The sequence below is a fragment of the Mycobacterium sp. genome (genome assembly GCF_051006775.1).
Taxonomy (GTDB): Bacteria; Actinomycetota; Actinomycetes; order Mycobacteriales; family Mycobacteriaceae; genus Mycobacterium.
Genome location: NZ_JBPCSX010000035.1, coordinates 1 through 26,695, shown reverse-complemented (window position 1 = coordinate 26,695; position 26,695 = coordinate 1). Strand labels below are relative to the sequence as shown.

The 26,695-nt window shown below is 65.2% G+C and carries 23 protein-coding genes; 11 read left to right on the top strand and 12 right to left on the bottom strand.

Translation table 11 applies throughout. The features are described from left to right. Nucleotides 1–6: 6 nt before the first annotated feature. From ACR2JI_RS02590 to ACR2JI_RS02580, 3 genes are read left to right on the top strand one after another with little or no spacing between them, the layout of a single operon-like run. Entirely contained in the window at nt 7–1,257 is a 1,251-nt protein-coding gene (locus ACR2JI_RS02590; protein WP_526387709.1) for an alkyl sulfatase dimerization domain-containing protein, read from the top strand. Then, complete coding sequence (locus ACR2JI_RS02585; RefSeq protein WP_526387765.1) at nt 1,254–2,003, top strand: SDR family NAD(P)-dependent oxidoreductase; 750 nt, start codon at nt 1,254–1,256, stop codon at nt 2,001–2,003. Before ACR2JI_RS02590 ends, ACR2JI_RS02585 begins: the two co-directional genes overlap by 4 nt. Nucleotides 2,004–2,026: 23 nt before the next feature. Next, the gene (locus ACR2JI_RS02580; RefSeq protein ID WP_526387707.1) at nt 2,027–2,701 is read left to right on the top strand and encodes an O-methyltransferase; all 675 of its coding nucleotides are present in this window, start codon (nt 2,027–2,029) and stop codon (nt 2,699–2,701) included. Here the strand turns inward: ACR2JI_RS02580 and mmpH are convergent. The 4 genes from mmpH to ACR2JI_RS02560 all read right to left on the bottom strand — a co-directional run bounded on the left by mmpH (nt 2,674) and on the right by ACR2JI_RS02560 (nt 8,687). Continuing rightward, a complete protein-coding gene (gene mmpH / locus ACR2JI_RS02575) occupies nt 2,674–3,750 on the bottom strand; it encodes an MMP endo-(1,4)-3-O-methyl-alpha-D-mannosidase (protein WP_526387705.1) in 1,077 nt (358 codons plus the stop codon). The genes ACR2JI_RS02580 and mmpH overlap by 28 nt on opposite strands. Next, nucleotides 3,747–4,463, bottom strand: coding sequence for a class I SAM-dependent methyltransferase (locus ACR2JI_RS02570; RefSeq protein WP_526387703.1), 717 nt, complete (start codon nt 4,461–4,463; stop codon nt 3,747–3,749). Before ACR2JI_RS02570 ends, mmpH begins: the two co-directional genes overlap by 4 nt. A 3-nt stretch (nt 4,464–4,466) precedes the next feature. Beyond that, the gene (gene manT, locus ACR2JI_RS02565; protein ID WP_526387701.1) at nt 4,467–5,699 is read right to left on the bottom strand and encodes an MMP alpha-(1->4)-mannosyltransferase; all 1,233 of its coding nucleotides are present in this window, start codon (nt 5,697–5,699) and stop codon (nt 4,467–4,469) included. Nucleotides 5,700–5,780: 81 nt separating this feature from the next. After that, the gene (locus tag ACR2JI_RS02560) at nt 5,781–8,687 is read right to left on the bottom strand and encodes an aminotransferase (protein ID WP_526387699.1); all 2,907 of its coding nucleotides are present in this window, start codon (nt 8,685–8,687) and stop codon (nt 5,781–5,783) included. A gap of 32 nt (nt 8,688–8,719) precedes the next feature. Between ACR2JI_RS02560 and ACR2JI_RS02555 the strand changes: the two genes are divergently transcribed. Then, entirely contained in the window at nt 8,720–9,277 is a 558-nt protein-coding gene (locus tag ACR2JI_RS02555; protein ID WP_526387697.1) for a nicotinamidase, read from the top strand. A 20-nt stretch (nt 9,278–9,297) separates the two neighbouring features. Here the strand turns inward: ACR2JI_RS02555 and ACR2JI_RS02550 are convergent, their stop codons facing one another. The 6 genes from ACR2JI_RS02550 to ACR2JI_RS02525 form a co-directional block, all read right to left on the bottom strand. Next, entirely contained in the window at nt 9,298–9,954 is a 657-nt protein-coding gene (locus tag ACR2JI_RS02550) for a VTT domain-containing protein (protein WP_526387695.1), read from the bottom strand. Nucleotides 9,955–9,957: 3 nt separating this feature from the next. Then, nucleotides 9,958–10,797, bottom strand: a complete 840-nt coding sequence (locus tag ACR2JI_RS02545) for an ABC transporter permease (RefSeq protein ID WP_526387693.1) — start codon at nt 10,795–10,797, stop codon at nt 9,958–9,960. Between the two features lie 7 nt (nt 10,798–10,804). Continuing rightward, nucleotides 10,805–11,680 (bottom strand): ABC transporter permease, encoded by an 876-nt coding sequence (locus tag ACR2JI_RS02540; RefSeq protein ID WP_526387691.1) that lies wholly within the window; start codon nt 11,678–11,680, stop codon nt 10,805–10,807. Nucleotides 11,681–11,697: 17 nt separating this feature from the next. Then, nucleotides 11,698–12,882, bottom strand: a complete 1,185-nt coding sequence (locus ACR2JI_RS02535; RefSeq protein WP_526387689.1) for a polyamine ABC transporter substrate-binding protein — start codon at nt 12,880–12,882, stop codon at nt 11,698–11,700. 14 nt (nt 12,883–12,896) lie between these two features. Continuing rightward, on the bottom strand, nt 12,897–13,925 hold the full coding sequence (locus tag ACR2JI_RS02530; protein ID WP_526387763.1) for an ABC transporter ATP-binding protein: 1,029 nt from the start codon (nt 13,923–13,925) through the stop codon (nt 12,897–12,899). A gap of 315 nt (nt 13,926–14,240) precedes the next feature. Then, entirely contained in the window at nt 14,241–15,053 is an 813-nt protein-coding gene (locus ACR2JI_RS02525) for an SDR family NAD(P)-dependent oxidoreductase (protein WP_526387687.1), read from the bottom strand. A gap of 193 nt (nt 15,054–15,246) precedes the next feature. Between ACR2JI_RS02525 and ACR2JI_RS02520 the strand changes: the two genes are divergently transcribed. The 6 genes from ACR2JI_RS02520 to ACR2JI_RS02495 are packed head-to-tail and all read left to right on the top strand — an operon-like array spanning nt 15,247 to nt 22,885. After that, nucleotides 15,247–16,455: an MCE family protein gene (locus tag ACR2JI_RS02520; protein ID WP_526387685.1), complete on the top strand. Its 1,209-nt coding sequence runs from the start codon at nt 15,247–15,249 to the stop codon at nt 16,453–16,455. Beyond that, nucleotides 16,452–17,492 (top strand): MCE family protein, encoded by a 1,041-nt coding sequence (locus ACR2JI_RS02515; protein WP_526387683.1) that lies wholly within the window; start codon nt 16,452–16,454, stop codon nt 17,490–17,492. Before ACR2JI_RS02520 ends, ACR2JI_RS02515 begins: the two co-directional genes overlap by 4 nt. Continuing rightward, nucleotides 17,492–18,601 (top strand): MCE family protein, encoded by a 1,110-nt coding sequence (locus ACR2JI_RS02510; protein WP_526387681.1) that lies wholly within the window; start codon nt 17,492–17,494, stop codon nt 18,599–18,601. The genes ACR2JI_RS02515 and ACR2JI_RS02510 overlap by 1 nt, the downstream gene beginning before the upstream one ends. Continuing rightward, nucleotides 18,598–20,097 carry an MCE family protein gene (locus ACR2JI_RS02505; protein ID WP_526387679.1) on the top strand — a complete coding sequence of 500 codons (1,500 nt, stop codon included), beginning with the start codon at nt 18,598–18,600 and terminating at the stop codon, nt 20,095–20,097. Before ACR2JI_RS02510 ends, ACR2JI_RS02505 begins: the two co-directional genes overlap by 4 nt. Continuing rightward, entirely contained in the window at nt 20,094–21,362 is a 1,269-nt protein-coding gene (locus ACR2JI_RS02500) for an MCE family protein (RefSeq protein WP_526387677.1), read from the top strand. Before ACR2JI_RS02505 ends, ACR2JI_RS02500 begins: the two co-directional genes overlap by 4 nt. Next, entirely contained in the window at nt 21,362–22,885 is a 1,524-nt protein-coding gene (locus ACR2JI_RS02495) for an MCE family protein (RefSeq protein ID WP_526387675.1), read from the top strand. Before ACR2JI_RS02500 ends, ACR2JI_RS02495 begins: the two co-directional genes overlap by 1 nt. 6 nt (nt 22,886–22,891) lie before the next feature. Here the strand turns inward: ACR2JI_RS02495 and ACR2JI_RS02490 are convergent, their stop codons facing one another. Beyond that, on the bottom strand, nt 22,892–23,395 hold the full coding sequence (locus tag ACR2JI_RS02490; protein ID WP_526387673.1) for an Rv2253/PknI dimerization domain-containing protein: 504 nt from the start codon (nt 23,393–23,395) through the stop codon (nt 22,892–22,894). A gap of 8 nt (nt 23,396–23,403) precedes the next feature. After that, entirely contained in the window at nt 23,404–24,978 is a 1,575-nt protein-coding gene (locus ACR2JI_RS02485) for an FAD-binding protein (RefSeq protein ID WP_526387671.1), read from the bottom strand. Between the two features lie 91 nt (nt 24,979–25,069). On the opposite strand from ACR2JI_RS02485, the gene ACR2JI_RS02480 reads away from it, so the two are divergent. Continuing rightward, a partial coding sequence (locus tag ACR2JI_RS02480; protein WP_526387668.1) for a HAMP domain-containing protein occupies nt 25,070–26,695 on the top strand: 1,626 nt, incomplete at its 3' end.

Sequence of the window (26,695 nt, the reverse complement as noted above, 5' to 3'; positions counted from 1 at the left end):
CCGTTGATGACGGATTTCGAGCCCGTCTACCTGACCCGCCCCGGCGCCGAGGCGATGGTGCCCGCGGTTCCCGACGTTATCGAAGAGGTCAGTCCCGGTATCTGGTGCTCGCCCGGACTCACTAACGTCTTCATGATCCCGACATCCGAGGGCCGGGTGATCGTCAACACGGGTATGGGTTTCGAGGGCCCGGTCCACCGGGCCAGTCTTGATTCCGTCGACTCATCCCCGGTTCGCTTCATCCTCCTGACGCAGGGTCATTACGACCATGTCGGCGGACTGGACAGCGTGCGCGATCCCGACACGAAAATCGTCGCGCAGGCCAATTGGGAGCAGTGGCGCGACGACAATGAGCGACTGGCCCGATACCGGGTCTCGCGGAGCGCATTCGCCTTTTCCAACACCCTGGCCGTGGGCATCGCCAAGATCCAGGAGCGGTTCGGGCGCAAGCTTCCCGGCCAGAGCACCCCGAAGGCGGACATCGTCGTCGAGGACACCCTCACCCTCAATGTGGGCGAACGCACCTTCGAGCTGATTGCGACCCCGGGCGGCGAGACCAACGATTCGATGGTGGTCTGGTTGCCTGACGAGAAGATCTGTCTGTGCGGCAATGTGTTCGGCGCACTGTTCGGACATATGCCGAACCTGGTCACCATGCGCGGCGACCGCTACCGCGATGCGCTCACCGTGATCGACTCGATCGATCGGGTCCGCGCGCTGGAGCCCGAAGTCCTTCTCAGCGGCCACTTCTGGCCGATCACCGGCAAGGCGCAGATCCAGTTCGAGCTCACCCGGCTGCGTGACGCGGTCCGCTACGTCCACGACGCGACGGTCGAGGGGATGAACGCCGGAAAGGACGTTCGCACCCTGATGCGCGAGATCACCCTGCCGGAACACCTCGAACTGGGCCAGGGATACGGCACGGTTCCCTGGGGTGTACGAGCGATCTGGGAGAACTATTCGGGTTGGTTCCATCACCGGTCGACGACCGAGCTCTATCCGGTCGACCCGGTCGACATCAGCGCCGATCTGGTTGAGCTGGCCGGAGCTGACGCACTCGTGGCCAGAGCGCAGGTGCACCTCGCCGCCGACCGGCCCGTGCAGGCGATTCACCTAGCGGAGAAGGTGACGGACACCGATCCCGACCACGCCGGCGCACGCGGGGTCCTCACGGCGGCGCATGAGCGACTGCTGGCCGGCAGCACCAATTTCTGGGAGACAGCATGGCTCAAGAAGCAGATCGCGAACAACGCATGACCGCCCGCATCACCTTCGACTTCACCGGCACGCACGCGCTGATCACCGGCGGCACCAGCGGTATCGGACATGCGACGGCCGTACTGTTCCGCGATGCCGGTGCCGATGTCACCGTCACCGGAACCCGGGCCGGTGCGGGGGAGTACGACACCGACCTCTCCGGCATGACCTACGCGCAACTGGTGCTCACCGATCCGGAATCGATCGATGCCGTGAAAGAGCGCTTCGATGTTCTCGATGTCCTGGTGAACAATGCCGGCGCCAACTTTCCCGGCGGACTCGATGAGTCTGCTCCAGACGGATTCGATGCCTCCGTTGCCCTCAACCTCAACGGCACCTACCGGCTGACCGTCGCACTGCGGCGGGCGCTGAAGGCATCCACCGCAGCCGGCGGCGCCGCGGTGGTGAACCTGTCGTCGATGTCGGCGCTGCGGGCGGTGACGATGGTTCCCGGATACAGCGCCGCCAAGGCCGGGATCATCGCGCTGACCAGAACGCTCGCGGTGAAGTGGGCGAATCAGGGCATCCGCGTGAACGTGGTGGCGCCTGGCACGATCGACACTCCCATGACGGCTCCGATGCAGGGGATTCCCGAGCTGATCGATTCCGAGGTGGCGCTCATTCCGCTGGGCCGGTTCGGCCGTGTCGAGGAGATCGCTCCGACGATCGCCTTCCTGTGCACCGAACACAGCTCCTACACCAGTGGTGCGTTGTTCGTTGTCGACGGTGCGTCCGACTGCTTCTGATGCGGGCAGGTTAGGTTCTTGACATGGCCCAGACCGAGAACGACGCCGCCGCGCAGACCTCGCGCCTGTTCGCTCTCGCCGAGTCGGTCGTCGGTTTCATGCCGGCTGATGAGGGCGGGGCGTTATTCGGTGCCGCCTGCCACTACCTGCGCGGCGGACCCGCCGTCGAGATAGGCACGTACTGCGGTAAATCCACCGTCCTGCTCGGAGCGGCCGCCGCGCGATCCGGCAGTGTTCTCTACACCATCGACCACCACCACGGCTCGGAGGAGCACCAGCAGGGCTGGGAGTTCCACGACACCTCGATGGTCGACCCGGTCAGCGGCCGGTTCGACACCCTGCCAGCCTTCCGGCGCACGCTGGACGCCGCCGGACTCGATGACAGCATCGTCGCGGTGATCGGCAAGTCGACGGTGGTGGCCCGCGACTGGCGGGCACCGCTGGATCTGCTCTTCATCGACGGCGGGCACAGTGAAGAAGCCGCCCAGCAGGACTTCGACGGATGGGCGAAATGGGTGTCGATCGGCGGCGCGCTGGTGATCCATGACGTTTTCCCCGATCCCCGCGACGGTGGTCGCCCGCCCTACAACATCTACTGCAGGGCAATCGAATCCGGTGAGTTCACCGAGGTCAGCAGTCTGGGATCGCTACGGGTCCTGGAGCGGGTCGATCAGCGCGACACGCACGCGCAGTCGTAGTCGCCTTCCAGCCCGCGGGGCAGCTCTGCATCCCGGAAGATGCCGCTTGCCGGTGTGGTCCGTGACAGCGCGTCGGCAGCAAGGATGACCGCCGCGCCGGTCCAGGTGGTGCGCTCCACCGGCCAGCGTTTCCCATCGGCGAACACCAGCCCGGTCCAGTACGAGCCGTCGGTCTCCCGGAGATGCTGCATGGCCGCGAACTGCTGGTGCGCCCGATCAATATCGCCGATCGCGTCCAGCGCGAGGACGAGTTCGCAGGTCTCAGCCCCGGTCACCCAGGGCCGGTCGTCGACGCACCGGATGCCCAGACCGTCGACGACGAAATCATCCCAGCGTTCGGCGAGCCGGCCGTGCGCGGACGGACCGCGCACCGCACCTCCGAGAATCGGGTAGTACCAGTCCATCGAGTAGCGCGGCTTGGCGGTGAACGCTCCCGGATGGTCGGTGATCGCATGGCCGAGCCGGCCCAGGGCGACCTCCCATTCGGGTTGCGGTTCATCGACGACGTCGGCGAGAGCGAGTGCGCAGCGGATGCTGTGATACACGCTGGCGCAACTGGTCAGCAGGGCCTCGGGCAGTGCCCCGGTCGGCCCCTGGGCCCAGTAGATCTCGCCGGTGCCCGCCTGCAGGCCCAGGACGAAGTCGACCGCCCCGCGAACCGTGGGCCACATACGTTCGGCGAAGTCACGGTCGCCGGTGATCAACAGGTGGTGCCACACCCCGGTGGCGATATAGGCGCAGAAGTTGCTGTCGCTGTTGGCGTCCTCCACAGCACCACGGCGATACTGGATGGCCCAGGATCCGTCGTTCCGTTGCTGCGTCCGACTCCACTCGTAGGCCGCCCGCGCTTCCTCGAGCAGTCCGGCCACCGTCAGCGCCATGGCGGACTCGACGTGATCCCATGGATCGGTGTGACCTCCGGCCGACCAGGGGATCTCGCCGGAGCGCAACTGGACTGACGCAATGGATTGCGCGGTCTGCCGGCAGTCGGCAGGGGAGAAGACTCCGGCTATTCCGGGCACGCCGACGAGATCGGAGCGATGCATCATCGGACCGGCTTCTCGAAGTACAGCGCGACACTCTTGCCGAACACCGGGTTCAGTACCGCTTCGCCGACCCGGGTCAGCGCGGGACGCGACATCATGTCCCACACCAGCAGTCTGTGGTAAGCCTTCACTGCGACATTGTCGGTATTGTCAACGCCCACAGCACATTTGAGCCACCAGTACGGCGAATGCAGTGCGTGGGCGTGATGGGATCCGGTGAACCGCAGTCCACCAGCCTCAAGCTTCGCGCGCAGACCATCAGCGTGATAGATGCGGATATGACCGCCCTCGTTGGCGTGGTAGGCATCCGACAGCAGCCAGCAGATCCGCTCGGGTAACCACCGGGGGACGGTGACCGCAAGGGACCCGCCGGGCTTGAGAACCCGGGTCAGTTCAGCGATTGCGGCGTCGTCATCGGGAATGTGCTCAAGGATTTCGGAGGCGATCACCGTGTCGAACGTCGCATCCGGATAGGGCAGGGCCAAGGCGTCGCCCACCACTACCTGGGCTTTCGCGGACTTCGGCGCTTCGCCGGCTGCGCCCATCGCCTGCAGCATGGTGTCGACGTCGGCGAGTTCCTCGGCATTCTGGTCGAAGGCGATCACGTCGGCACCACGCCGGTAGGCCTCGAAGCTGTGTCGGCCTGCGCCGCAGCCGACATCGATCACCTTTGTCGCCGGGCCGACTCCCAGACGGTCGTAGTCGACGGTCAGCATTGGTTACGCCCCGGCCCGATCGATCGCCTGCTGATAGATCCGCACGGTTTGGGCGGCGACCGACTCCCAGCTGAAGACCTCGACCGCGCGCCGGCGACCGGCAGCGCCGAGTCGGGCCCGGCGTTCGGGAGAGTCCAGCAGTCGCCCGAGTGCGGCGGTGAGCTCGCCGACATCGCCCGGGGAGACCAGGTCGGCGCACTCGCCGTCGGTGCCGAGCACCTCGGGCAGAGCGCCGGCCCTGCTGGCCACGATCGGCGTGCCGCTGGCCATCGCCTCCACGGCGGGCAGCGAAAAGCCTTCGTACAGCGACGGGATGCAGGCGACCTCGCCAGAGGCCAGTAGCGCGGCGACCTCGGAGTCGGTCAGGCCGCCGGAGACCCGGACGATATCGGAGACACCTAACTCGGCGATCAGCTTCTCGGTCGGTCCGTCCTGCTCCAGCTTGGCGATCAGCTGCAGTTCGACATCGTGGTGGACCCGCAACCGGGCCAGCGCACGGAGCAGGTTTCCGATACCTTTGAGTGGCCGATCGGCCGAGGAGATTGCGACGATGCGGCCCGGAACACGCTGGGCGGCATCGGGATTGAACAAGTTGGTGTCGACCCCGAGCGGAACCAGGTGTAACTGGCCGGGACTCACGCGGAAGTCGGCGGCGATATCGGCGGCCGACGACGACGAGACGGTCAGCAGGTCCGGAATCCGACGGGCCACCCGCTTTTGCATGCCGGCGAACCCGTACCAGCGCCGAACCAGCGGACGGCGCCACCACTTGGCCGCCGCGAGGTCAAGATCGCGGTCCCTGGTGATCGGGTGATGCACGGTGGCGACCACCGGCAGGTACTCGGCGATATCGAGCAGTGCGGCGCCCAGGCACTGGTTGTCGTGCACGACGTCGAACTCGCCTCTGCGCGCCGACAGCAGTCGCGCCACCCGCATGCTGAAGGTTCGCGGCTCGGGGAACCCTGCGGTCCACATGGTGGCGACCTCGAGAAGATCGATGTGATCGCGGAACTCGCCGGGCCGCGGGGTCCGGAACGGATCCGGTTCGCGATAGAGGTCCAGGCTGGGGACTTCGGTGAGTCGGACCCGCGGATCGAGGTGCTCCGGGTAGGGCTGGCCCGAGAACACCTCGACGTGATGACCGAGTTCGGCCAGTCCGCGGCTCAGATGGCGGACGTAGACGCCCTGGCCGCCGCAGTGCGTCTTACTCCGGTACGACAGCAGCGCGATCCGCACTCACGGCCTCGCAACGGTCGTTCTGGACATGTGTCCACTCTATATCCGAGGCTGCCCTAACTCAGAAAGGGCCAGGTGGGGCTACCAACCCGTGCAGAGGACCCGGTCGAGCATGTCGACGAAGAAGTCGGCGGATTCCCGGGTGATGCACATCGGTGGCTTCATCTTCAGAACATTCTGCCGGTCACCGGTGGGCTGCACGATGACACCGAGTTCGCGCATCCGTTCGCAGATGCCGGCGGTCTCGGCGACGGCCGGCTCCAGAGTGCCGCGATCCCGGACCAGTTCCACTCCCATGTACAGCCCGCTGCCGTGCACGGTGCCGATCAGTGGGTGCCGGGTCGCCAGCTCGGAGATCCGGGCCTTGAGGTGATCACCGACGGCCAGCGCGTTCTCCTGTAGGCCATCCCTTTCGAGAACGTCGAGCACAGTCAGGCCGACCACGCAGGACACCGGACTGCCGCCCGCCGAGGAGAAGAAATAGCCCTGGGTTCGGTAGGCGTCAGCGATCGCCCCGGTGGTGATCACCGCTCCCAGCGGCTGCCCATTACCCATCGCTTTGGCGACGCAGACGATATCGGGGATCACATCCTGCTGTTCGAAGGCCCAGAACCAACGACCCGTACGGCCATATCCCACCTGAACCTCATCGGCGATGGCCAACCCGCCGGCAGTCCGCACCGCCGCGTAGATCGCCTTGAGGTAGCCGTCCGGCAGTGCCATCCCGCCGGCATTACCGTAGAACGGTTCGCAGATGAATGCCGCCGGTGGTTTGCCCTGTGCCGCAAGCTCTTCGATCACCGCCACCGCCTCGGGCGCGTACTTCGCGGCCTCAAGTCCGCGGTGCAGGCCGCGAAATGCGTTGGGGGAGGGCACGGTGTGTACCCACGGCGGCCGGGTCGCCAGGGCGTTGGGGTTGTCCGCGACCGAAGTGGAGATCGCGTCGGTGGCGTACGTCCAACCGTGATACGCCTCGGCGACCGCGACGATGTCATGGCGGCCGGTGGTTGCCATGGCAAGCCGTAGCGCCAGATCGTCGGCCTCGGAGCCGGAGTTGACCAGGAACACCGTGTCCAGTGGATCCGGGAGGGTGGCCGCCAGCCGCTCAGACAGGGTCACCACGGCGTCGTAGTTGAACCGGGAATTCGTGTTCAGCCGACGCCACTGCCGGTCAACCGCGTCGGCCAGTTCCGGATGTCCGTGGCCCAGGATCGCGACATTGTTGACCATGTCGAGATAGGCGCGCCCGTCGGTGGCGATGAGATGTTCCCGCCAGCCCCGTTCGATGCGCGGCGGATGCCGGTAGTAGTGCTCCTGGACCGACGCGAAGGCCCGGGCCCGCCGCTGCCGGAGCAGCACACCGTCGTCGGCGGCTGCGTTGGCGGCCGACAACCCGAGCAGCACCGCCGGATCACTGACCCGGTGCAGCCATCCCGCCGCATAGTCGGGCCGGACGAAATCTGGAACCTCAGCCTCCGCCGGGTGGCGGCGGCACTGGATCCACACCGGACCATCGACGGTGCCCAGCGCCGCTCCGGCCGTCACCGTCTGCGCGTCGCTGACCTCGAAGCCGATCGCGCCACGGATCTCGACCACGCCGGACGTCCCGGTGACAGTCAGCGCTGCACTGGATTCCTGGCCATCCGACTCGATCGCCACCACGCCGGCCCACGGGGCAGACAGCGCAAGTTCTCCGGCGGGCCACAGTTGGACGCCGGTCGCGATGGTGGCCGGTGTGGTCGCGCTCAGCGTGGCCGAACGGGTCAACCGCGGCTGTCCGAAGGTGGAGATCGCCGCGCCCGCGCCGGCGGCGAGCGCCGCAGCGGCCAGTCGTTCTTCAAGATCGGGGGAAAGCCATGCGCCGCCGTCCATCGCCTCGGCGTCGGCCGAGAGATCGAGTCGCACGATGGTACTCGGATCCAGTCCATCGACCAGGACTGTGCCGGTAACCGATTCGATAGTGTGTGCCATTCCGAGAGCGTGTCGGATCTGCGCGGTCATCACATCAATCGGTACGGCGGTGGCGCGCTCGAAGATTCTCCATTCGTGATCGAGATTTGCACTGGCATAATCGTTCTCGGCGTCGATAGAGGTTTGATGCACACCGCTGACCACCAGGACGGCGGCGCGGACCACCACCATGGGCCACAGGGCGTCCAACTCGGCCGGGCTCAACGGGCGCACCGAGTGGAACGCCTCGATCGCCGGCAGCACCGCCGCCGGCTCCCCGCCCTCATGGCCCAGCACCGCGGCCAATGTCACCGCGAGCTCCGACACCGCCCACGATCGGGTCAGGTCGCCGAAGTCAATGAGTCCGTCGGGCATTCCGTGTGGATCACAGACCACGTTGTCATCGGTGATATCGCCGTGGATCACCTGGACGGGTAGATCCTCGGCGACCTCAGAAAGGACCTGCCAGGCCGCTGCTGTTGCCGATTCCACCCGCGCATGCCGCGTCCGGTCCCGGAGGTGACCCAGCAGCACCTCGACGGTCCGCTGACCGTGCCGCAGATCCCACTGAAGAATTCTGTCGACGCCGGGGTGCTCGAACGCCGCCAGAGCCCGGCTGGTCCGGCCCGCCACCTCGCCCATACCTGCCACGTGGATGGGGCTCAGGTAGCGCGGGCCGCTGAGAGTTCCGCCTCCCAGATAGCGCAGGATCCGCGCGAACAGAATCGGTTCACCACCGACCGCGGCAATACCCGAGGTGTTGGTCGCGGCGCGCAGGCCTTCGCCGGCGGCGATGAATTCCGCCGCGGCATCCTGGGCCTCAATCTCGATCCGGCTGAACACCGGGTTGGCGATCTTGAGCACCCCGAGCGGCTCACCGTGAGGGTCATGAAGCAGGAAGTTCGCATCCTGCTGGCTGCCCAGTCCGGTCGGCGTCACGTCCAGGCCGAAGTGTTCCCGGGCGATGACACGGGCCGCATCGACGCTGACCGCCGGGACCGGAAGTTCGGCCGTGTGGAAGAAGTCGAAGTGCGTCATCGGGACTCCCATTCTAGCGATACGGTTCATGGATGCGGGCGCTGCTGATCGTCGATGTGCAGAACGATTTCTGCGAGGGCGGATCCCTGGCGGTGGACGGCGGGGCAGCGGTGGTTACGGCCATCAACGCATACCTGGCCACCGGGCCCGGCTATGACCACGTGGTGGCAACCGCGGATCACCACATCGATCCCGGCAGCCACTTTTGCGACCAGCCCGATTTCGTAGCGTCCTGGCCGCGGCACTGCGTGGCTGGAACCGTCGGTGCGGATTTTCACCCCGCCCTGGACACGACTGCGGTCGAGGCGGTGTTCAGGAAGGGTGAATACGCCGCGGCCTACAGTGGATTCGAAGGCTCAGCCGGCGGAGTCCGGCTGGCCGACTGGTTGCGTTCCCACGGTGTCGACGAAGTGGACGTGGCCGGAATCGCGACCGATTACTGCGTCCGGGCGACCGCCTTGGACGCGATCGGTGAGGGTTTCACGACCCGGGTGTTGGTCGACCTGGTAGCCGGGGTGGCACCTGAGTCATCAGCGGCAGCGCTGGAAGAGATGCGCGCGCAAGGAGTCAGCCTGCTTCAGGCCCTCTGATCTCAGCGGGCCCCGTGAACTCAGCGGGCCCTGCGGAGGCTCTCCCAGCTGTGTTCGGCCTCCAACTGGGCGATCAGTCTGCCGGTTCGGTCTCTGAGCAGTTTCGTCATGGCGATCCCCGCGATGATCGCGACCACCAGCGCCACCCAGGAGAATCGGGACAGCCATTTCTCGGCGGCAAGCCCGAGGAAGTACACCACGGCGGTCGTGCCGCCGGCCCAGCACACCGCTCCGGTTGCATTGGCCACCAGGAAGTACCGGTAACGCATCCGCAGCGCACCGGCCAGCGGCCCGGCCAGGATCCGCAGCAGTGCGATGAACCGGCCGAAGAAGACGGCCCAGACGCCCCACCGGCTGAACAGCTGCTTGGCGAGCGCGACGTGTCCGGTTCCGAAGTGCTGGGGGAACCGCCGGCCCAACCGTTCGAACAGCGACATACCGTACCGACGGCCGATGGCGTAGCCGATGGTGTCACCGATGATCGCGCCCGTGGTCGCTGCGACACCGACCCACAGCGGACTGATGCCCAGGTGCTCCCGGGAGGCCAACAACGCGGCACTGACGAGGGCGATCTCGCCGGGCAGTGGGATACCGAGACTTTCGACACCGATGATGAGGCCGACGGTCAGGTAGACCGCAATCGGTGGGATCGCCTCGAGTATCGCCTCGACCGACACGCGCTAAGCGTCGATTCGCTTGCGCCGGTACAGGGTACCGACCGCGAGCAGTATCAGGCTGATCAGCAGGATGGCGGTTGCCAGCACGTTGATCTGAGGGGGCACGGCCGCCTTGGTGGCCGCATTGACGTAGAGCGGATAGGTCACCGTCGATCCACTGACGAAATACGTGATGATGAAATCGTCGAGGGACAGCGCGAACGACAGCATCGCCGCTGCGACGATGCCGGGAACGATCAACGGCAGTGTCACCTTGAAGAAAGTGCGGGCGGGACTTGCGCCCAGGTCGAGTGAGGCATCCTCGAGGGTCCAGTCGAATCCGCGGATTCGGGCCCGGACCGTCATCGCGATGAAGCTGATCTCGAAGGCCACATGCGCCAGCACGACGGTCACGTAGCCGGTGGCCCACCCCATGGACAGAAACAGGGTGAGCAGCGACGCGCCCATCACCACCTCGGGCGAGGTCAGTGGCAGCACCATGAAGGTGTCCACCGCGGTGCGGCCCCGGAAGCGTTGCCGCACAAGCGCCACAGCCACCAGGGTGCCGAGAACCAGGGCGATTGCGGTGGACACCGCCGCAACGTTGAGGCTCAGTTTGAGCGCCTGGGTCAGCGCCGGATACTTGAACGGATGCGCCCAGTTCTCCAACGTGAAGCCCTGCCAGGTGTAGTTGAACTTCCCCTTGGGCTTGTTGAAGGAGAAGGCGATGATCACCATGATCGGCAGGAACAGGAACAGCAGGGTCAGCCCGGCGGCCAGCCGCAACGCGACGTCACCGAGTTTGAATGAGCCCCGAAAACTACGGCCCGGCGATGCCAGTTCCGTGACCGCTTGAACCGTCATGGCAGCCTCACACCAGATCCTCGGTGCCCAGCGCCCTGGTGTAGAGCAACACCCCACCGAGGATGAGCGCCATCAGCACGAAACTCAGCGCTGCGGCCACCGGGTAATCCTTGACCACCAGGAACTGCTTCTGGATGACGTTGCCGATCATGCTCGTCTTGGTGCTGCCCAGGTAGTCGGCGTTGATGAAGTCGCCGACCGACGGGATGAATACCAGCAGGCTGCCGGCCAACACACCCGGCATGGCAAGCGGCAGAATCACCTTCCCGAACATTCGCCGGTTGGTCGCGTAGAGATCGCGAGATGCCTCCAGCAGGCGGGCATCGATCTTCTCCAGGCTGACGTAGAGCGGCAGAATCATGAAGATGATCCAGTTGTAGGTCAGTCCGCCGATCACCGCCCAACTCGTCGACAACAGCCGGCCCTCGGATGGCAGCAGGCCCACCGTGCCCAGAGCCTCAACCACCCATCCGTTATCGGCAAGGATGGTCTTCCAGGCGATGGTGCGGATCAGGAACGTCACGAAGAACGGCAGGATCACCAGTCCGAGCAGCAGATTCTTGAACCGCCCCGCTTTGAAGGCGATCACATAGGCCAGCGGGAAGGCCAACAGCACGCACAGCACGGTCGCGCAGAACGCATAGCCGAAGGATCGCAGGATCTGATCGCGGTACTCGCTGAGCCCCCGTGCGTAATTTCCGAACTCCCACGCGAAGGTCAGCTTGGGCAGATAGATGGAACCGCCCATGGTCGACAGCGAGGTGCGGAACAACGAGAAGAACGGCACCACATAAAAGACCCCGAGATAGGCCAGCGCAGGCAGGATCATCAAATAGGGCGCGACCCTGCTGCGCTGCCGGTTACTGCTGGCTACTCCCGCCATTAGAGATCGACCACGTATCAGCCGCCGGTGACAGCGGCGTAGGCCTTGTTGAACTCCTGGGTTTGCTCATCGGTCAACGGCGCCCAGGACTTGAGCTTGGCGAGGGTCTCCGGCGACGGGTTGATCAGCGGGTTCTTGCCCAGCTCGGGATCGATCTTGTCAAGCTCGTCAGTCATGTCGCTGAGCACGGGCACGTACTTGGTGGCGGCGATCAGCTTCGCGTAGTTGGCCCGGTCGTAGATGTAGTTGATCCAAGCCTCCGCAGCCTTCTGATTCTGCGTGGTGTACGGAATCACCATGGTGTCGACGAAGGTGCTGCTACCGGTCTCCGGGATCACGAACTTCAGATCCGGATTGTCCTGCTGCAACTGCACGACATCACCGGAGTAGGCCTGCGCCACAACGATATTGCCGGCAGCGAGATCGTCGGCGTAGTCGTTGCCGGTGAAGCGCCGGATCTGGCCCTTGTCCTTCTGCTCCTTGATGACGTCGACAGCCTTCTGCACGGTCTCGATCGTCGGATCCTCCGGCGAACTGCCCTGTGACATGAGGAACATGCCGAGGCCGTCCCGTAGATCGGAGAGCAGGCTGACCTTGCCCTTGAACGCGGGGTCCCACATATCATCGACCTTGGTGATGTCGCGCCCGGTGACGGCACGGTTGTAGGCGATGCCGACCATCCCGGACATGTACGGCGCGGTGTACTTGCGACCCGCGTCTGCCTTCGAGTCCAGCAGATCGGTTCGCATGTTCTTCTTGTTCGTCCAGCGCGAATCGCTGATCGGGTTCAGCCAGCCCAGGCTCTCCAGTCGCGAGGCCATGAACTCGCTGGGTACCACCAGATCGGCGCCGATATCCTGCTTACGCGAGAGCGGCTCCTTGTTCTTGGCGAACCACTCCTCGTTGTCGTTGAAGTCTTCCTTGTAGTCGACGACCAGGCCGGTGGCGGTCTGGAACGCCGCGACGAAGCCATCGGCCATGTACAGCGGCCAGTTCGAGACCCGCAGCTTGCCGCTCGCGGGGTTGCCATCGTCGTCAGGTGCGGCCGGGGCGCTGGAACCGGAGGCGGACTTGTTCTCTGAGCTACAGGCGGCCAGGAACGAAGGGCCGAGGATCAGCGCAGCAGCGGCGGCGGCACCGCCGCCGATAAACCGGCGCCGGGAGGCCATCTGTGCCAGGACACGGGGGTCGATTTCTGCCATCGGGTTGCCTTTCATCAGGATTTGTCGAGCTCTTCTTCGAATTCTTGCGGAGTGGGAATATCGCCGGCGGGCAACACCAGTGAGGCGTCCGGCGACCAGCACACGAAGACGTCATCGCCGGGGCGCAGCATCGGGAGATCCTGTTCGGCGCCGACGTGGGCGAGGATGGCTGAACCGTCCGGGGCTACCAGGGCCAGTCGCAGGACCGGCCCCTGGAATGTCAGGTCGACGACTTTGGCGGGGACGCTGGCGAGTTCGCCCGCCGGCCGGTCCATCGAAACCCGCACCCGTTCGGGGCGAACCATCAGGGTGGCCGCACCGCCGGTCTCGATGGTGGTGTCACCGGGTTTGGCCTTCAACGTCGTTCCGAGGACGCTGATTTCGACATAGTCGCGGTTGGCGCGCCCTGTCTGGCGGCCGTGCCACAGGTTCGCCTGCCCGATGAACCCGGCCACGAACACAGTCGCCGGACGGTCGTAGATATCAGTGGGCGTGCCGATCTGCTCCACGCGCCCGCCGTTCATGACCGCGATGCGGTCACTCATCGTCAGCGCCTCCTCCTGGTCGTGTGTCACGTAGATGAACGTGATGCCGACCTCACGCTGGATACGCTTGAGTTCGAACTGCATGACATGGCGCAGTTTCAGGTCAAGGGCCCCCAGCGGTTCGTCGAGCAGCAGTGCGCTGGGGTAGTTGACCAGTGCGCGGGCCAGTGCGACCCGCTGCTGCTGGCCACCGGACAATTGGGCCGGCTTGCGCTGGGCGAAATCCGTGAGGCGCACCACCTCGAGCATCTCGTCGACGCTCGTGGCGATGGCGGCCTTGTCCTTCTTCTGGCTGCGCGGCCCGTAGGCGATGTTGTCCCAGACCGTCATATGCGGAAACAGTGCGTAGTGCTGGAACACGGTGTTGACGTTGCGCTTGTTCGGAGGCACATGGGACACATCGACACCCTCAAGGCGGATGGCGCCCTCGGTCGGGCTCTCGAATCCGGCGATCATCCGCAGTGTCGTGGTCTTTCCGCATCCGGACGGCCCGAGCATGGAGAAGAACTCCCCGGGGGCGATGGAGAAGTCGGCGTCCGCCACCGCGATGTAGTCGTCAAACCGCTTGGTGACATGGTCGATCTCGATGACCGCCGTTGCGGCGGCGCCGGTCTCGGTCAGGGTCCCGACCTCCCTCAAATCTAAAGGCCCTCATTATCTGAGGGCACTGAGCCGACGGTCTGGACAGCCCGTCTCAGGTGGCCGCTGAATTCCGTGGAGCTAACCATGGCCGATTTCGGATCTATCCGCAACACAATCGACAACGGATTGGCGCGAAATGCCGCGGTACCGGCGATGGGTCCTGACCAGCGATCAGGTGTGCGCCCCACCGTCGATCCGGACCTCGGTGCCGGTGACGAAAAAGGCTTCCTGGCTGCCGAGCATGGCCACCACAGCGGCGACCGCCCCCGGGTCGGCGAAGATCGCCCGGTCCGGCAGCCGCAGCAACGGTGCGACCCTGTCGAACAGCTTGTAGTTGGCGTCGGCGGGTAGGCCCGGGCCCACGCTCTGCTTGGACTCGCCGGTTCCGTCTGTCATCCCCGACGAGATCGATCCCGGCTGGACCGAGTTGAACCGGATGCCCTCCTTACCGAACTCCGCCGCCAGCGCGTGGGTCATCGCCTGGACTCCGCCCTTGGACGCCGCATAGGCCGACATGTAGGGATGGGCGAATGCCGCCGAGGTCGAGGCGAAGTTGACCACCGCAGGTGCGGTACCGCGGCGCAGGGCCGGCAGAGATTCCCGAATGACCAGGAAGGTACCGACAAGATTGATACGGAGTACCTGCTCGAAGTCGGCGAGAGTGGTGTCGAGGAAGTGCGAGGAGCGCAGGATTCCGGCTACGTTGACCAGCGTGTCCAGCGCGCCGAGCTCGGCGACCGCCGTCCCGACCCCGGACCTGACCGAGTCCTCGCTGCCGACGTCCATGACGACGGTGGTCAACCGTTCGGCTGTGTCGGCCTGCTCGGCTTTGCCGGCGGTGTCGGCCAGGCCCGCCTCGCTGATGTCGGCAGCGACCACATGCCCGCCCTCGCCCAGTATCCGCAGTACACAGGCCTGCCCGATCCCTGATCCAGCGCCAGTGATCAGAACGCGACGGTCGGTATAACGCTGCAGAGTGGCCATGGAGCAATTGTGGGGGGACACCGACGGTAAAGGTCAGGCAATCCGAACTATTTCCCTCCCACATCACATAGATTGCCGACAAGTCCTAGAACACGTTGCAGTCCGGAGGAGAACCGCGAGCCGAATGGCAAACACATCTGCCGATCGCCAGCCTCGTGGTACCACGCTGGACGAGGGCTTGGCGGGATAGACCGTGACCACCCACGAACTGCGGGATCGTTCATTCACCCGGCCCCTGGCCGGGTTACTCACCGTTCTCGCGCTCGTGGTGGTCGCCGCCCTCGCAGTGGGCCTGTTCCGGGACAGCTTCCGCGACACGGTTCCGGTGACCGTGATCGCCGACCGGGCCGGGCTCGTGATGAACCCCGACGCGAAGGTCAAGCTGCACGGCGCCCCGGTCGGAAAGGTTGCATCGATCGAACCGATGGCAGACGGGGGTGCGGTACTGCACCTGGCGATCGACCCGGGTTCGATCGATGTCATCCCGGCCAATGTCGGGGCGGAAATCACCTCCTCAACGGTGTTCGGCTCGAAGTACGTCGAACTGATCCCACCGTCATCGCCGTCGGCGGACTCGTTGCGAGCCGGGACGGTGATCCGGGGCGGCGACAAGGTCACCGTTGAGCTGAACACCGTGTTCCAACAGTTGGTCTCGGTGCTGTCGTATGTGGAACCGGCCAAGCTCAATCAGACGTTGGGCGCGCTGGCCAAGTCCTTGTCCGGACGCGGGGACAAATTCGGCAAGGCACTGGTGGCTCTGGACAGCGCGCTGGCCAAGATCAACCCAAGCCTGGACACCCTGAGTCATGAACTGGCCGTGGCGCCGACGGTGTTCAACGCGTTCGCCGATGCGTCACCGGATCTTGTTGCGACACTGGACAACACCAGCCGGATCAGCCAGACGGTCGTCGACGAGCAGGACAGTCTCGACGCGTTGTTGGTCAGCGCGATGGGACTTGCCGATATCGGCACCGACGTGCTGGTCACCAACCGGGGACCGCTGACCGATGCCCTTCGTCTACTGGTGCCGACCACCGACCTCACCAACCAGTACAACTCCGCCATCACCTGCGGGGTCACCGGCATGCTTCCACTTGCGAACGGCCCCGGCCTTCCGCTCCCCGGAGCTGTTCTGCTGCAGGGGTTCTTCCTGGGCCGCGAGCGGTACCGCTACCCGGGCAACCTGCCCAAGGTCGCCGCCAAGGGTGGGCCGCAGTGCACCGATCTACCCAACGTCGGGTACGAGCAGCGCCCGCCTTTCGTGGTCACCGATATCGGCGCCAATCAGGCTCAGTACGGAAATCAGGGCATCCTGCTGAATTCTGACGGTCTCAAGCAGGCGCTGTTCGGACCGCTGGACGGCCCGCCGCGCAACACCGCGCAGATCGGTCAGCCGGGATGACCAGCCCCCAGACTCGAGACCTGAGACGAACCACCGTCAAGGTGGGCATCTTCGTGGCAGTGATGCTGCTGCTGACCGGCGCGCTGTTCGCCATCTTCGCCCAGTACCGCGGTGGCGTCGACAATCGTTATTCCGCGGTCTTCGAGGACGCCTCGAGCCTGAGGTCCGGAGACTCGGTTCGGGTGGCCGGGGTGCGGATCGGCACTGTCAACAGCGTCCGGCTACAACCCGACAACTCGGTGATCGTGGGATTCGGGGCCGATCGCTCTATCGTCCTGACCTCCGGCACCAAAGCGGCGGTCCGTTACCTCAACCTGGTCGGTGATCGCTATCTGGAGTTGATTGACGCTCCTGGCTCCGCTCAGATCTTCCCGCCGGGCTCCCGCATTCCGGCGGATCGCACCATGCCGGCGCTGGACCTGGACCTACTGCTGGGCGGCCTGAAACCCTTTGTCCGAGGGCTGAATCCGCAGGCCGTCAACGCGCTGACGAATTCACTGATTCAAGTTCTCCAGGGTCAGGACGGCAACCTCGAGTCATTGTTCGCCAAGACCTCGGCCTTCTCCACCTCGCTGGCCGACAATCAGCAGACCGTTCAGCAACTCGTCGACAACCTCGACACCGTCCTGGCCACCATCGCCAAAGATGGCGACAAGTTCTCCGGGGCGGTCGACAAATTGCAGCAGTTCATCACCGGACTGGCCTCCGATCGCGACCCGATCGGCAATGCGATCACCGCACTGGACAGCGGTACCGCATCGTTGACCGACCTGCTCACCGAAGCACGGGCGCCATTGGCAGGCACCGTCGACCAGCTCGCCCGACTCGCCCCGATCCTCGATTCCGACAAAGCGCGCGTCGACATCGCATTACAGAAGGCGCCCAAGAACTACAAGAAACTGGTGCGGCTGGGCTCCTACGGCAGCTGGATCAACCAGTACCTGTGCGGGATGTCGGTGCGGGTTACTGATCTGGAAGGACGCACCGCCTACTTCCCGTGGCTCATGCAGCACAACGGAAGATGCGGTGAGCCCTGATGCTGAAATATCGCGGTTCCAACCTCATCCGGTCCGGCTTCATCGGACTGGTTCTGATCATGATGGTCATCGCCGTGGGCCTGCAGCCGCAGAAGCTCTGGTCGCTGGCCACCACTGTTCACCATCAGGCGCTGTTCACCGAGGCCGGCGGGATCACCCCCGGCAACGATGTCAAGGTCTCCGGCGTCAAGGTCGGCACCGTCTCCGATGTCCGGCTGCAACAGGGTAAGGCGCTGGTGACCTTCAGTGTCGATGGGAAGGTCCGGCTCGGCTCGGACACCACCGCCCACATCCGCACCGGAACCCTGCTGGGTCAGCGGGTGCTCACCCTCGAGTCCAATGGCACTGGCACTCTGCCGCAGAGCCAGGTGATCCCGCTGTCGCGCACCGGATCCCCATACTCGCTGACCGATGCGGTCAGTGAGTTCACGACCAACACCCAGGGCACCGATACCGCCGCCCTCAACCGATCCCTGGACACGCTGTCGACGACCATCGATCGGCTTGCCCCGCAGCTCGGACCGACCTTCGAGGGCGTCAGCCGAATCTCCAAGGCGCTCAACGAACGCAATGAGTCACTCGGCGGCCTGCTGAAGAGCGCCTCGGAGGTCACCGCCGTGCTCTCCGAACGAAGCCAACAGGTCAACACGCTGATACTCAACGCCAATGAACTGCTCGGTGTTCTGGAGCAGCGCCGCTACGCGATCGTGAACCTGTTGGCCAACACCTCGGCGCTGTCGCAGCAGCTCAGTGGGCTGGTCGCTGATAATGAAAAAGACCTCGCACCAGCACTGGAGAAGCTGAACGCGGTCTCGGCGATGCTGCAGCGAAACAATGACAACATCGCCAAGGCGATGGCCGGCTTGGCGAAGTTCCAGCTGACTCAGGCCGAGGCGGTCAACAACGGCTACTACTACAACGCTTTCGTGGCCAACCTCAACCCGGCACAGACCCTGCAGCCGTTCTTCGACTGGGCGCTGGGCTTCCGCCGCGGGGTCGACGCCGGACAGCCGCCCGACAATGCCGGCCCGCGCGCGGAGTTCCCCTGGCCGCGCAACGCCTCTCCGCCGGGTGGCGGCGCCGTCACGGGCGGAGGTCAGCAGCCATGACATCCCGTAAGTGGAACTGGTTCAATGTCGCGCTGGCCGGACTGCTGGCTGTGGTGCTGGTGGCCGGCGCAGCGCTGCTGGTGCGCGGCACAGTGCTCAAGCCCACCACCATCACCGCATACTTCAGCAGCGCCACCGCGATCTATCCGGGTGACGACGTCCGGATTTCCGGCATCAAAGTCGGCACCATCAAGGGTATTGAGCCCCAGGGCACTAAAGCCAAGATGACGCTATCGGTCAATCGCGACGTTCCGATCCCTGCTGACGCCAAAGCCGTCATCGTCGCGCAAAATCTGGTCGGGTCGCGCTATGTCCAGCTTGCTCCGGCGTACGAGACCAGCGGACCCACCATGCGTGACGGCGCAGTGATCGACACCGACCGCACCGCGGTGCCGGTGGAGTGGGATGAGGTCAAGGCCCAGCTGACCCGCCTGGCAAATGATCTGGGGCCGACAAGCGATGTGTCGACCACCTCGGTCGGTCGCTTCATCAGCAGCACAGCCGATGCCATGGACGGTAACGGCGACAAGTTGCGCGAGACCATCAAGCAACTGTCCGGGTTGAGCCGCGTGCTGGCAGAAGGCAGCGGCAACATCGTCGACACGATCAAGAATCTGCAGACCTTCGTCACGGTGCTCCGCGACAGCAACGCACAGATCGTCCAGTTCCAGGATCGGCTGGCCACCGTAACGAGCGTGCTGGACGGCAGCCGCTCCGACCTCGACGGTGCGCTGACCAACCTGTCCAGCGCAGTGGTCGACGTCAAGCGATTCGTAGCCGGCAGCCGCGACCAGACCGCCGAGCAGATCGACCGGCTCGGCGACCTGGTGCGCAATATCGCCGACAACGAGATGGCTCTGAAGAATCTGCTGCACGTCGCGCCGAACGCAATAGGTAACAGCTACAACATCTATAACCCCGATATTCAAAGCGCCGTAGGCGGTTTCGCCCTCGCGAACTTCGCAAATCCGCTGCAGGTTGTGTGTGCGGCGATCGGTGCGATCGAGAACGCGACGGGTCCCGAGACCGGTAAGATCTGCTCGCAGTACCTCGGTCCGGCACTGCGACTGATCAACTTCAACAATCTGCCGTTCCCGTTCAACGCGTACCTGGGTAAGTCGCCGAGTCCGTGGAATCTGATCTACTCCGAACCGAAGCTGGCACCCGGCGGAGAGGGCAGCCCGGCACCGCCGGAAGCCCCGCCGGCGGTGTCGGCATACACCGGTCTCAATGGCGATGTCCCACCGCCGGCGGGCTGGGGCCTACCGCCCGGCGGCCAGGCCGGCAGCTACGCTCCCAACGGGCTGCCCGCCGATCCGCAACCTGCGCTGTTCCCGGGTGCGCCGATTCCGCCGGGGGTTCCCCGGGCGCAACCCGGCACACCGCCGTCCACCCTGAACGACATTCTGCTGCCGGCCGAATCCGATTCGGCACCGATAATGCCGCCACCGATGCCGCCTCCGGTGCCACTGCCCAACGGAGGGTCGCCGTCATGACACTCTCCGGATTGCGCCGCTCGATGACAATCGCGACCGGTGTCGCACTCACCGCCACCGGGTGTTCGTTCGGCGGGCTGAACTCGCTGCCGCTGCCCGGCGCGGTGGGCCGCGGTCCGGAGGCCAGCACCTACCATGTCGAGCTGGCCAATGTCAGCACGCTGGAACCGAACTCGCCGGTCCTGATCGGCGACGTTGTCGTGGGAAGCGTGAACTCGATGACGGTGCGGGACTGGCATGCCGTCGTCGATGTCTCGGTCAAGCCCAATGTGGTGATTCCCGAGAACGCCGTGGCAGTCGTCGGGCAGACCAGCCTGCTGGGGTCTATGCACCTGGCCCTCAACCCGCCGTTGGGGCAGACTCCGAGCGGCCGGCTGCAGCCGGGATCGACGCTCGGCTTGACCAAGAGCTCCACCTACCCGTCGACCGAACAGACGCTCTCGGCGCTGTCGGTTGTCGTGAACGGCGGGGGAATAGGCCAACTCGGAGACATCGTCACCGAACTCAATGCGGCGCTCAACGGTAATGAGGGGCAGTTCCGCGATCTGCTCACCCAACTCAACGATTTCGTCGGCGTTCTGGCCACCCAGCGCGACAGCATCAACGCCACCGTGAATTCCCTGAATCGCCTGGCCGGAACCTTCGCCGGACAGCGCGAGGTGCTGACGCGCGCGCTGGAACGGATACCACCGGCGCTGGACGTCCTGGTCGCCGAACGGCCCAGGCTCACCGAAGCGTTGGATAAACTCGGCCGTTTCGGTTCGGTGGCCGGCAGCTTGATCACCGACACCAAGGCCGATCTGGTGCGCAACCTGACGAACCTGGAGCCGACGCTACGCTCGCTGGCTGACGTCGGGCCGCAACTGGACAGCGCCATCGGCTACGTCACCGCGTTCCCATACGGTCAGGAGACCATCGACCGGGCGATCCGCGGTGACTATCTCAATCAGTTCATCATCTTCGACTTCACCATCCCGAGGTTGAAGAAGACTCTGTTCCTGGGCACCAGCTGGGGCCAGGAGGGCGCGAAACTCGTTCCGGCACCCGGCGATCCGTGGTACGCCACCTACACCTACGATCCGCTCAACGCACCGTTCACGCCGCCGGCCGGGGTGGCGATGCCTCCGGTGATCGGCGCAACCTCGGCTGTGGCCACGCAGCCCGCACCGTCGGTGGCGGCTGACGGGTCAGAGGGTGTGCCGCACATGCCGGCGAATATGCCCGCGAATATGCCGTTGACACCGCCGAATGCAGGAGGCAACTGATGCTGACCCGCTTCGTGCGCAATCAGTTGATCATCTTCACGATCGCCTCGGTTGTGGGTATCACGGCGATGCTCTTCGTGTACATGCAGGTGCCGACGTTGCTCGGCATCGGCCGGATGACGGTGAAGGTGGAACTACCGAGAACCGGTGGGCTCTACAAGTTCTCGAACGTCACCTACCGTGGGGTTCAGATCGGCCGGGTCACCGATGTCCGAGCCACTCGCGAAGGTGTTGTGGCGACCCTGTCGCTGCAGACCTCGCCGAAAATCCCCGCTGACCTACAGGCGAACGTGCTGAGCGTGTCGGCGGTCGGCGAGCAGTACGTGGACCTGCAGCCGCGTACCGACTCCGCTCCGTACCTGAACAACGGTTCGGTAATCGCGATGAAGAACACCACCGTCCCGGTGAAGGTCGGCCCGATGCTGACCAAGGTGAGCTCCCTGCTGAACAGCATTCCGAAGGAGAAGCTCTCCAAGCTGCTCGACGAATCGTTCAAGGGCCTCAACGGATCCGCCGACGATCTCGCCGTGCTGTTTGATTCCTCGACACGGCTCACCAACGATCTCAACGCGACTGCCGACCAGACCAAGGCGCTGATCGACGACGGGAAGCCGCTGCTCGACGGTCAGGCTGCGTCCGCTGATGCCCTGCGCACGTGGTCGCGCAGCCTCGCTGGGGTGACCGGCCAGATCGCCGCCGACGATGAGCAGTTGCGCGGGCTGCTGAACAACGGCGCGGCTGCGGCCGACGAGGCCTCTGAGTTGCTCACCCAGATCAAGCCCACCCTGCCGGTGTTACTGGCAAACCTCGTCACCGTGGGTCAGGTCGGCGTCACCTACCACGCCTCACTGGAACAGCTCCTGGTGCTGCTGCCGCCGTACATCGCCTCGATCCAGGCGGTCGGGCTCCCGCGCAACAATCCGACAGGGTTCACCCAGGGTGAGTTCACCCTGACCATCAACGACCCGCCGGCCTGCTCGGTGGGGTTCCTGCCGCCCTCGTCGTGGCGTACGCCGGCTGACCTGTCCGATATCGACACACCGGACGGGCTGTACTGCAAACTGCCGCAGGATTCACCGATCGCGGTGCGCGGTGCGCGCAACTATCCGTGTATGGGTCAGCCGGGGAAGCGCGCGCCCACCGTTGAAATCTGCGAGAGTGACGCGCCGTTCTCGCCGTTGTCGATGCGCCAGCATGTGACCGGCCCGTACCCGATCGACCCCAACCTGATCTCGCAGGGCATCGGTCTCGATGACCGGGTGACGTTGAACGACAACATCTACGGTCCGCTGGATGGCACCCCGAGGCCGCCCGGCCCGGCGCCGGCTGCACCGGCAGGCAATGTGCCCGTGGTCGCTCCCAGTGCCTTCACCCCGGGTGCGAATGGTCCGTCGGTGGCGGTTGCGACGTATGACCCCACGACCGGTCAGTTCGCCACCCCGGACGGCAATGTGGGGCGCCAGACCAGCATGGTCTCGCCGGGCGGTGCGCAGAACTGGACCGATCTGATGCAGACCGGCTGAGCCGGATCAGCTCAGTTTGGCCAGCTTGAACGGCATGTTGACGAAGAGCGGATAGCTGCGACCGCAGGCGCCACTCGGGCCGGTTGTGCCGTCCTCGCCGATCAGGACGTCGGCGGTCGGGTCGGTCATGTCGCCACCGGAAGTCATCCCCTTGAAGTGATAGACCTGGAAGCCGTCATAGTTCGAACCGTCCCAGCACGTGATCCATTTCGGCACAACATGTTTGACGTACCACAGGCCGCCGGTCTGGTAGATCGGCGTGCTCCAGCCCTGGTCACTGCTGACCGTCCCGGTGCATTCCCCCGGATAGCTGCACTGCGACGAGATGGTCCAGATGGCGCGCACGCTCTGTTCGTTGTGGAAGACGTCGTTGGTGCGGGCCCACTCACCGTTGGAGGTCGCCGTGTAGGTGCCGTTGAGCGCTCCGTCCGCCGAGGCTGAGGCGGGCGCGGCGGGCACAATGGCGACCGCCGCCGTCCAGATCAGCACGCCCGCTCCGATTCTGCGCATGCCGCTCATTATGGCCGTCCAACCATGTCCAGCGCGGCGAGATGACTGAAGAGCATCGAGGCGCCAATCGGATTGCCGCCGCCGGGGTAGGTCATACCGCTGACCGCCGCCATCGTGTTGCCGGCCGCATAGAGCCCACCGATGACCGATCCTCCGCGGTCCAGCACCCGGGCGCGGGTGTCGGTACGCAGACCGCCCTTGGTTCCCAGATCGGACAGCCCGAAGGCGGCGGCGTGGAACGGCGGCGTATCGATCGGCGTCATCGGCGAGCGGCCCCGCGAAAAGGCCCGGTCGTACGCCTCGTCGCCGCGGCCGAAATCGCTGTCCACCCCGGTCTGGGCCATCTCGTTGTAGCGGGCCACGGTGGCAGCCAGTTGGGAGGGCGGTGTGCCGATGAGTGCGGCGAGGTCCTCGAGGGTGTCCGCTGTGCGCCACAACCCGGCAGCCCGATAATCCGCGGGGTCGCCCATCGACACGTTGGTGGCCTTGACCGGGGGCAGGTCACCGGAGCGGCTGTCGTAGACCATCCAGAACGGCGGTTGCAGCCGGCCGGCATCCATCTCGTCGATGATGGCCCGCCCGATCCGGTCATAGGGGGCGGATTCGTTGACGAATCGCCGACCCGTCTGGTTGACGAAGACGCCACCGGTGAACCACAGCGCGAATGCAGCCCGGCCGTCCGGATGGATGAGGCCGGGGGACCACCACGCCTGCTCCATCAGGTCGGTGCCGGCACCGGCCCGGATCGCCGCCTCGTGCGCCACCCCGGTATTGCCGGGCGCACCCATGCTGTCCTCGACGCGCCCCGGCACGCCGAACTGCTCACGCAGGCGAGCGTTGCGCTCGAAGCCGCCCGCGGCGAGCAGCACGCCACGGCGGGCACCGATCCGGATATCCGTCCCGTCCCGGCGCACCACGGCTCCGACAACGGCTCCCGCACCGGCACCCACACCGGCTCCGTGGTCGGTGATCAGATCGACGAGTTCGGTATTGCGGTGCAGGGCGGCCGCGGGCAGTGACCGCAAGGCGGCCAGGAACCGTCCGATCAGTGCCCGGCCGCCGATCAGTAGGTCCGGGGCGGGGGCGCCCAACCGGTCGTTGTCCAGAGGTCCGCGGACCAGGGCGGCGTCGGGGCCCAGGCGCTCTCCCGGCAGCGGCGCAGCGACGATATGCCGCAGGCCGTCGGTCCGGGCCTCGGGCGCGGCGCCGAAGTAGTCCGGCCAGGGCAGTACGGCGAATTCGAAGTTCTCGTCGGATTCCAGGTAGTCGATCAGCCCGGCCCCGCCACGCACATAGGTCTCTTGCAGCTCAGCGGGGGTGCGGTCGCCGACGACAGCGTGGAAGTAGGTGAGCGCCTTCTCGATGGTGTCGTCGCAACCGGCACGACGCAGGACCGCGTTGCACGGAAACCACATCCCGCCACCGCCGGAGTAGGCCGTGGTTCCGCCGAATTTATCGCTGGCCTCAAGTAGCGCCACCGACAACCCTTCGCGGGCGGCGGTGTACGCGCCGGTGATACCGCCGCCGGACCCGGCGACGATGACGTCGACGGTCTCGTCGAACTCTGAATCGGTGGTCGTCATGGACCTATCGTGCCTGAAACCAGAGGTCACTCCTGTCACAAACGTCACATCTGCTGGTAATCTGCAACTCCCCGCCCGAGGAGGCAGCGCAATGACGGAGCCGGACGCTCCGGGCCGATCGACGCTCAGGACAGCTGTGCGCCAGGTCCGGCTTCCGGGCAGCACGGTGCTCAGCGGCATCAGCATCCAGTCAAAGCTGATTTTGATGCTGGCCCTGTGCACCATCCTTGCCGCGGCGGTGGTCGGCGGTATCGCCTATCAGACCGGGCGCAATTCGCTGCGGGAGGGGGCGTTCAACCGGCTCACCGAGATCCGGGAGGCGCAGAGGCGTGAGCTGAGGACCCAACTCGCCGACCTGAAGAGCGCACTGGTGACCTACACCCACGGCATCATGACCCAGGACGCCCTCCGCGACTTCAGTGCGGGGTTCGACAAGCTGTCCACCGCGACGGTGACGCCGGAGATGCAGAAGTCGATCGTCGATTACTACGACTACTTCGCCAAGGAGACCGAGAAGTACAGCGGCACGAGACTGGATGCCAGCGCACTGCTGCCGACATCCAACGCCGAGCGCTATCTGCAGGCGACTTACACCGCCAAAGTCCCGACAGACGATCTCGCCATCGCGATGGACGACGAACGCGACGGCAGCGCATGGTCGGCGGCTAACGCGAAGTACCACGGTTTCTACCGCGAGATCGTGACCCGGTTCGCATTCGAGGACGCGCTGCTGATCGACGGGCGGGGCAATGTGGTCTACAGCGCCTACAAGAATGCCGATCTGGGTACCAACATCCTCAACGGCCCGTATAACGCTTCCAAATTGCGCGGCGCCTACCTTGAAGCCATGTCGAGCAACAAGGCCGACAGGGTGGTGTTGACCGACTTCGAGTTGTACCAGCCCGCCACGATGGCGCCCACAGCCTGGATGGTCGCCCCGATTCCGGCCACCGGTAAGCCCGATGGGGTTCTGGCACTGCAATTCCCGATCACCAAGATCAACAAGATAATGACCTTCGACAAGAGGTGGGTTGAGGCCGGCCTGGGTGAGACAGGGGAGACCGTCCTGGCCGGACCGGAGTTCCTGATGCGTTCTGACTCAAGACTTTTCCTGGAGGATCCGGAGAAATACCGACAGTCCGTCATCGATGCGGGCACTCCGCCGGACATTCCCGATATCGCGATCCGCCAGGGCGGGACGACACTCATCCAGCCGGTGAACGGGGAGGTGCACAGGAAGGCCCAGGAAGGCCTGTCCGGCACCGTGATCGCCCGGGACTACCTCGGCCAGGAGTGCCTGCAGGCGTATGCGTCGATCGGCACCATGACGAGCCTGCACTGGTCAATCGTGGCCAAAGTCAGCACCACGGAGGCCTTCGCGCGGGAAGCAACGTTTACCCGGACCGTGATTCTGGCCACCACCGGAATCGTCTTTTTGGTCTGCCTGCTCGCTGTAGTACTCGCTCAGGTTTTCCTGCGCCCGATCCGTCGACTCGAAGCCGGCGTGCAGCGCATCGGCGCCGGGGAATTCGACGTCGAGATCCCGGTCGAGTCCCGCGACGAGATCGGCGAACTCACCGGCATGTTCAACGAGATGAGCCGCAGTCTCTCGGTCAAGGAGGATCTGCTGACCGAACAGCGCAGCCAGATCCACAAACTGCTGAGCTCCTTGATGCCGGCGCCGATCGCCGCCAAAGTGTTCGACGGAGCGGAGATC

Excerpts from the sequence above, each read along its gene's own strand:
- ACR2JI_RS02590 (WP_526387709.1), top strand. The coding sequence starts at position 7 with ATGACGGATTTCGAGCCCGTCTACCTGACCCGCCCCGGCGCCGAGGCG.
- ACR2JI_RS02585 (WP_526387765.1), top strand. The coding sequence starts at position 1,254 with ATGACCGCCCGCATCACCTTCGACTTCACCGGCACGCACGCGCTGATC.
- ACR2JI_RS02580 (WP_526387707.1), top strand. The coding sequence starts at position 2,027 with ATGGCCCAGACCGAGAACGACGCCGCCGCGCAGACCTCGCGCCTGTTC.
- mmpH (WP_526387705.1), bottom strand. The coding sequence starts at position 3,750 with ATGATGCATCGCTCCGATCTCGTCGGCGTGCCCGGAATAGCCGGAGTC.
- ACR2JI_RS02570 (WP_526387703.1), bottom strand. The coding sequence starts at position 4,463 with ATGCTGACCGTCGACTACGACCGTCTGGGAGTCGGCCCGGCGACAAAG.
- ACR2JI_RS02560 (WP_526387699.1), bottom strand. The coding sequence starts at position 8,687 with ATGACGCACTTCGACTTCTTCCACACGGCCGAACTTCCGGTCCCGGCG.
- ACR2JI_RS02555 (WP_526387697.1), top strand. The coding sequence starts at position 8,720 with ATGCGGGCGCTGCTGATCGTCGATGTGCAGAACGATTTCTGCGAGGGC.
- ACR2JI_RS02545 (WP_526387693.1), bottom strand. The coding sequence starts at position 10,797 with ATGACGGTTCAAGCGGTCACGGAACTGGCATCGCCGGGCCGTAGTTTT.
- ACR2JI_RS02540 (WP_526387691.1), bottom strand. The coding sequence starts at position 11,680 with ATGGCGGGAGTAGCCAGCAGTAACCGGCAGCGCAGCAGGGTCGCGCCC.
- ACR2JI_RS02535 (WP_526387689.1), bottom strand. The coding sequence starts at position 12,882 with ATGGCAGAAATCGACCCCCGTGTCCTGGCACAGATGGCCTCCCGGCGC.
- ACR2JI_RS02530 (WP_526387763.1), bottom strand. The coding sequence starts at position 13,925 with ATGCTCGGGCCGTCCGGATGCGGAAAGACCACGACACTGCGGATGATC.
- ACR2JI_RS02525 (WP_526387687.1), bottom strand. The coding sequence starts at position 15,053 with ATGGCCACTCTGCAGCGTTATACCGACCGTCGCGTTCTGATCACTGGC.
- ACR2JI_RS02515 (WP_526387683.1), top strand. The coding sequence starts at position 16,452 with ATGACCAGCCCCCAGACTCGAGACCTGAGACGAACCACCGTCAAGGTG.
- ACR2JI_RS02510 (WP_526387681.1), top strand. The coding sequence starts at position 17,492 with ATGCTGAAATATCGCGGTTCCAACCTCATCCGGTCCGGCTTCATCGGA.
- ACR2JI_RS02505 (WP_526387679.1), top strand. The coding sequence starts at position 18,598 with ATGACATCCCGTAAGTGGAACTGGTTCAATGTCGCGCTGGCCGGACTG.
- ACR2JI_RS02500 (WP_526387677.1), top strand. The coding sequence starts at position 20,094 with ATGACACTCTCCGGATTGCGCCGCTCGATGACAATCGCGACCGGTGTC.
- ACR2JI_RS02495 (WP_526387675.1), top strand. The coding sequence starts at position 21,362 with ATGCTGACCCGCTTCGTGCGCAATCAGTTGATCATCTTCACGATCGCC.
- ACR2JI_RS02490 (WP_526387673.1), bottom strand. The coding sequence starts at position 23,395 with ATGCGCAGAATCGGAGCGGGCGTGCTGATCTGGACGGCGGCGGTCGCC.
- ACR2JI_RS02485 (WP_526387671.1), bottom strand. The coding sequence starts at position 24,978 with ATGACGACCACCGATTCAGAGTTCGACGAGACCGTCGACGTCATCGTC.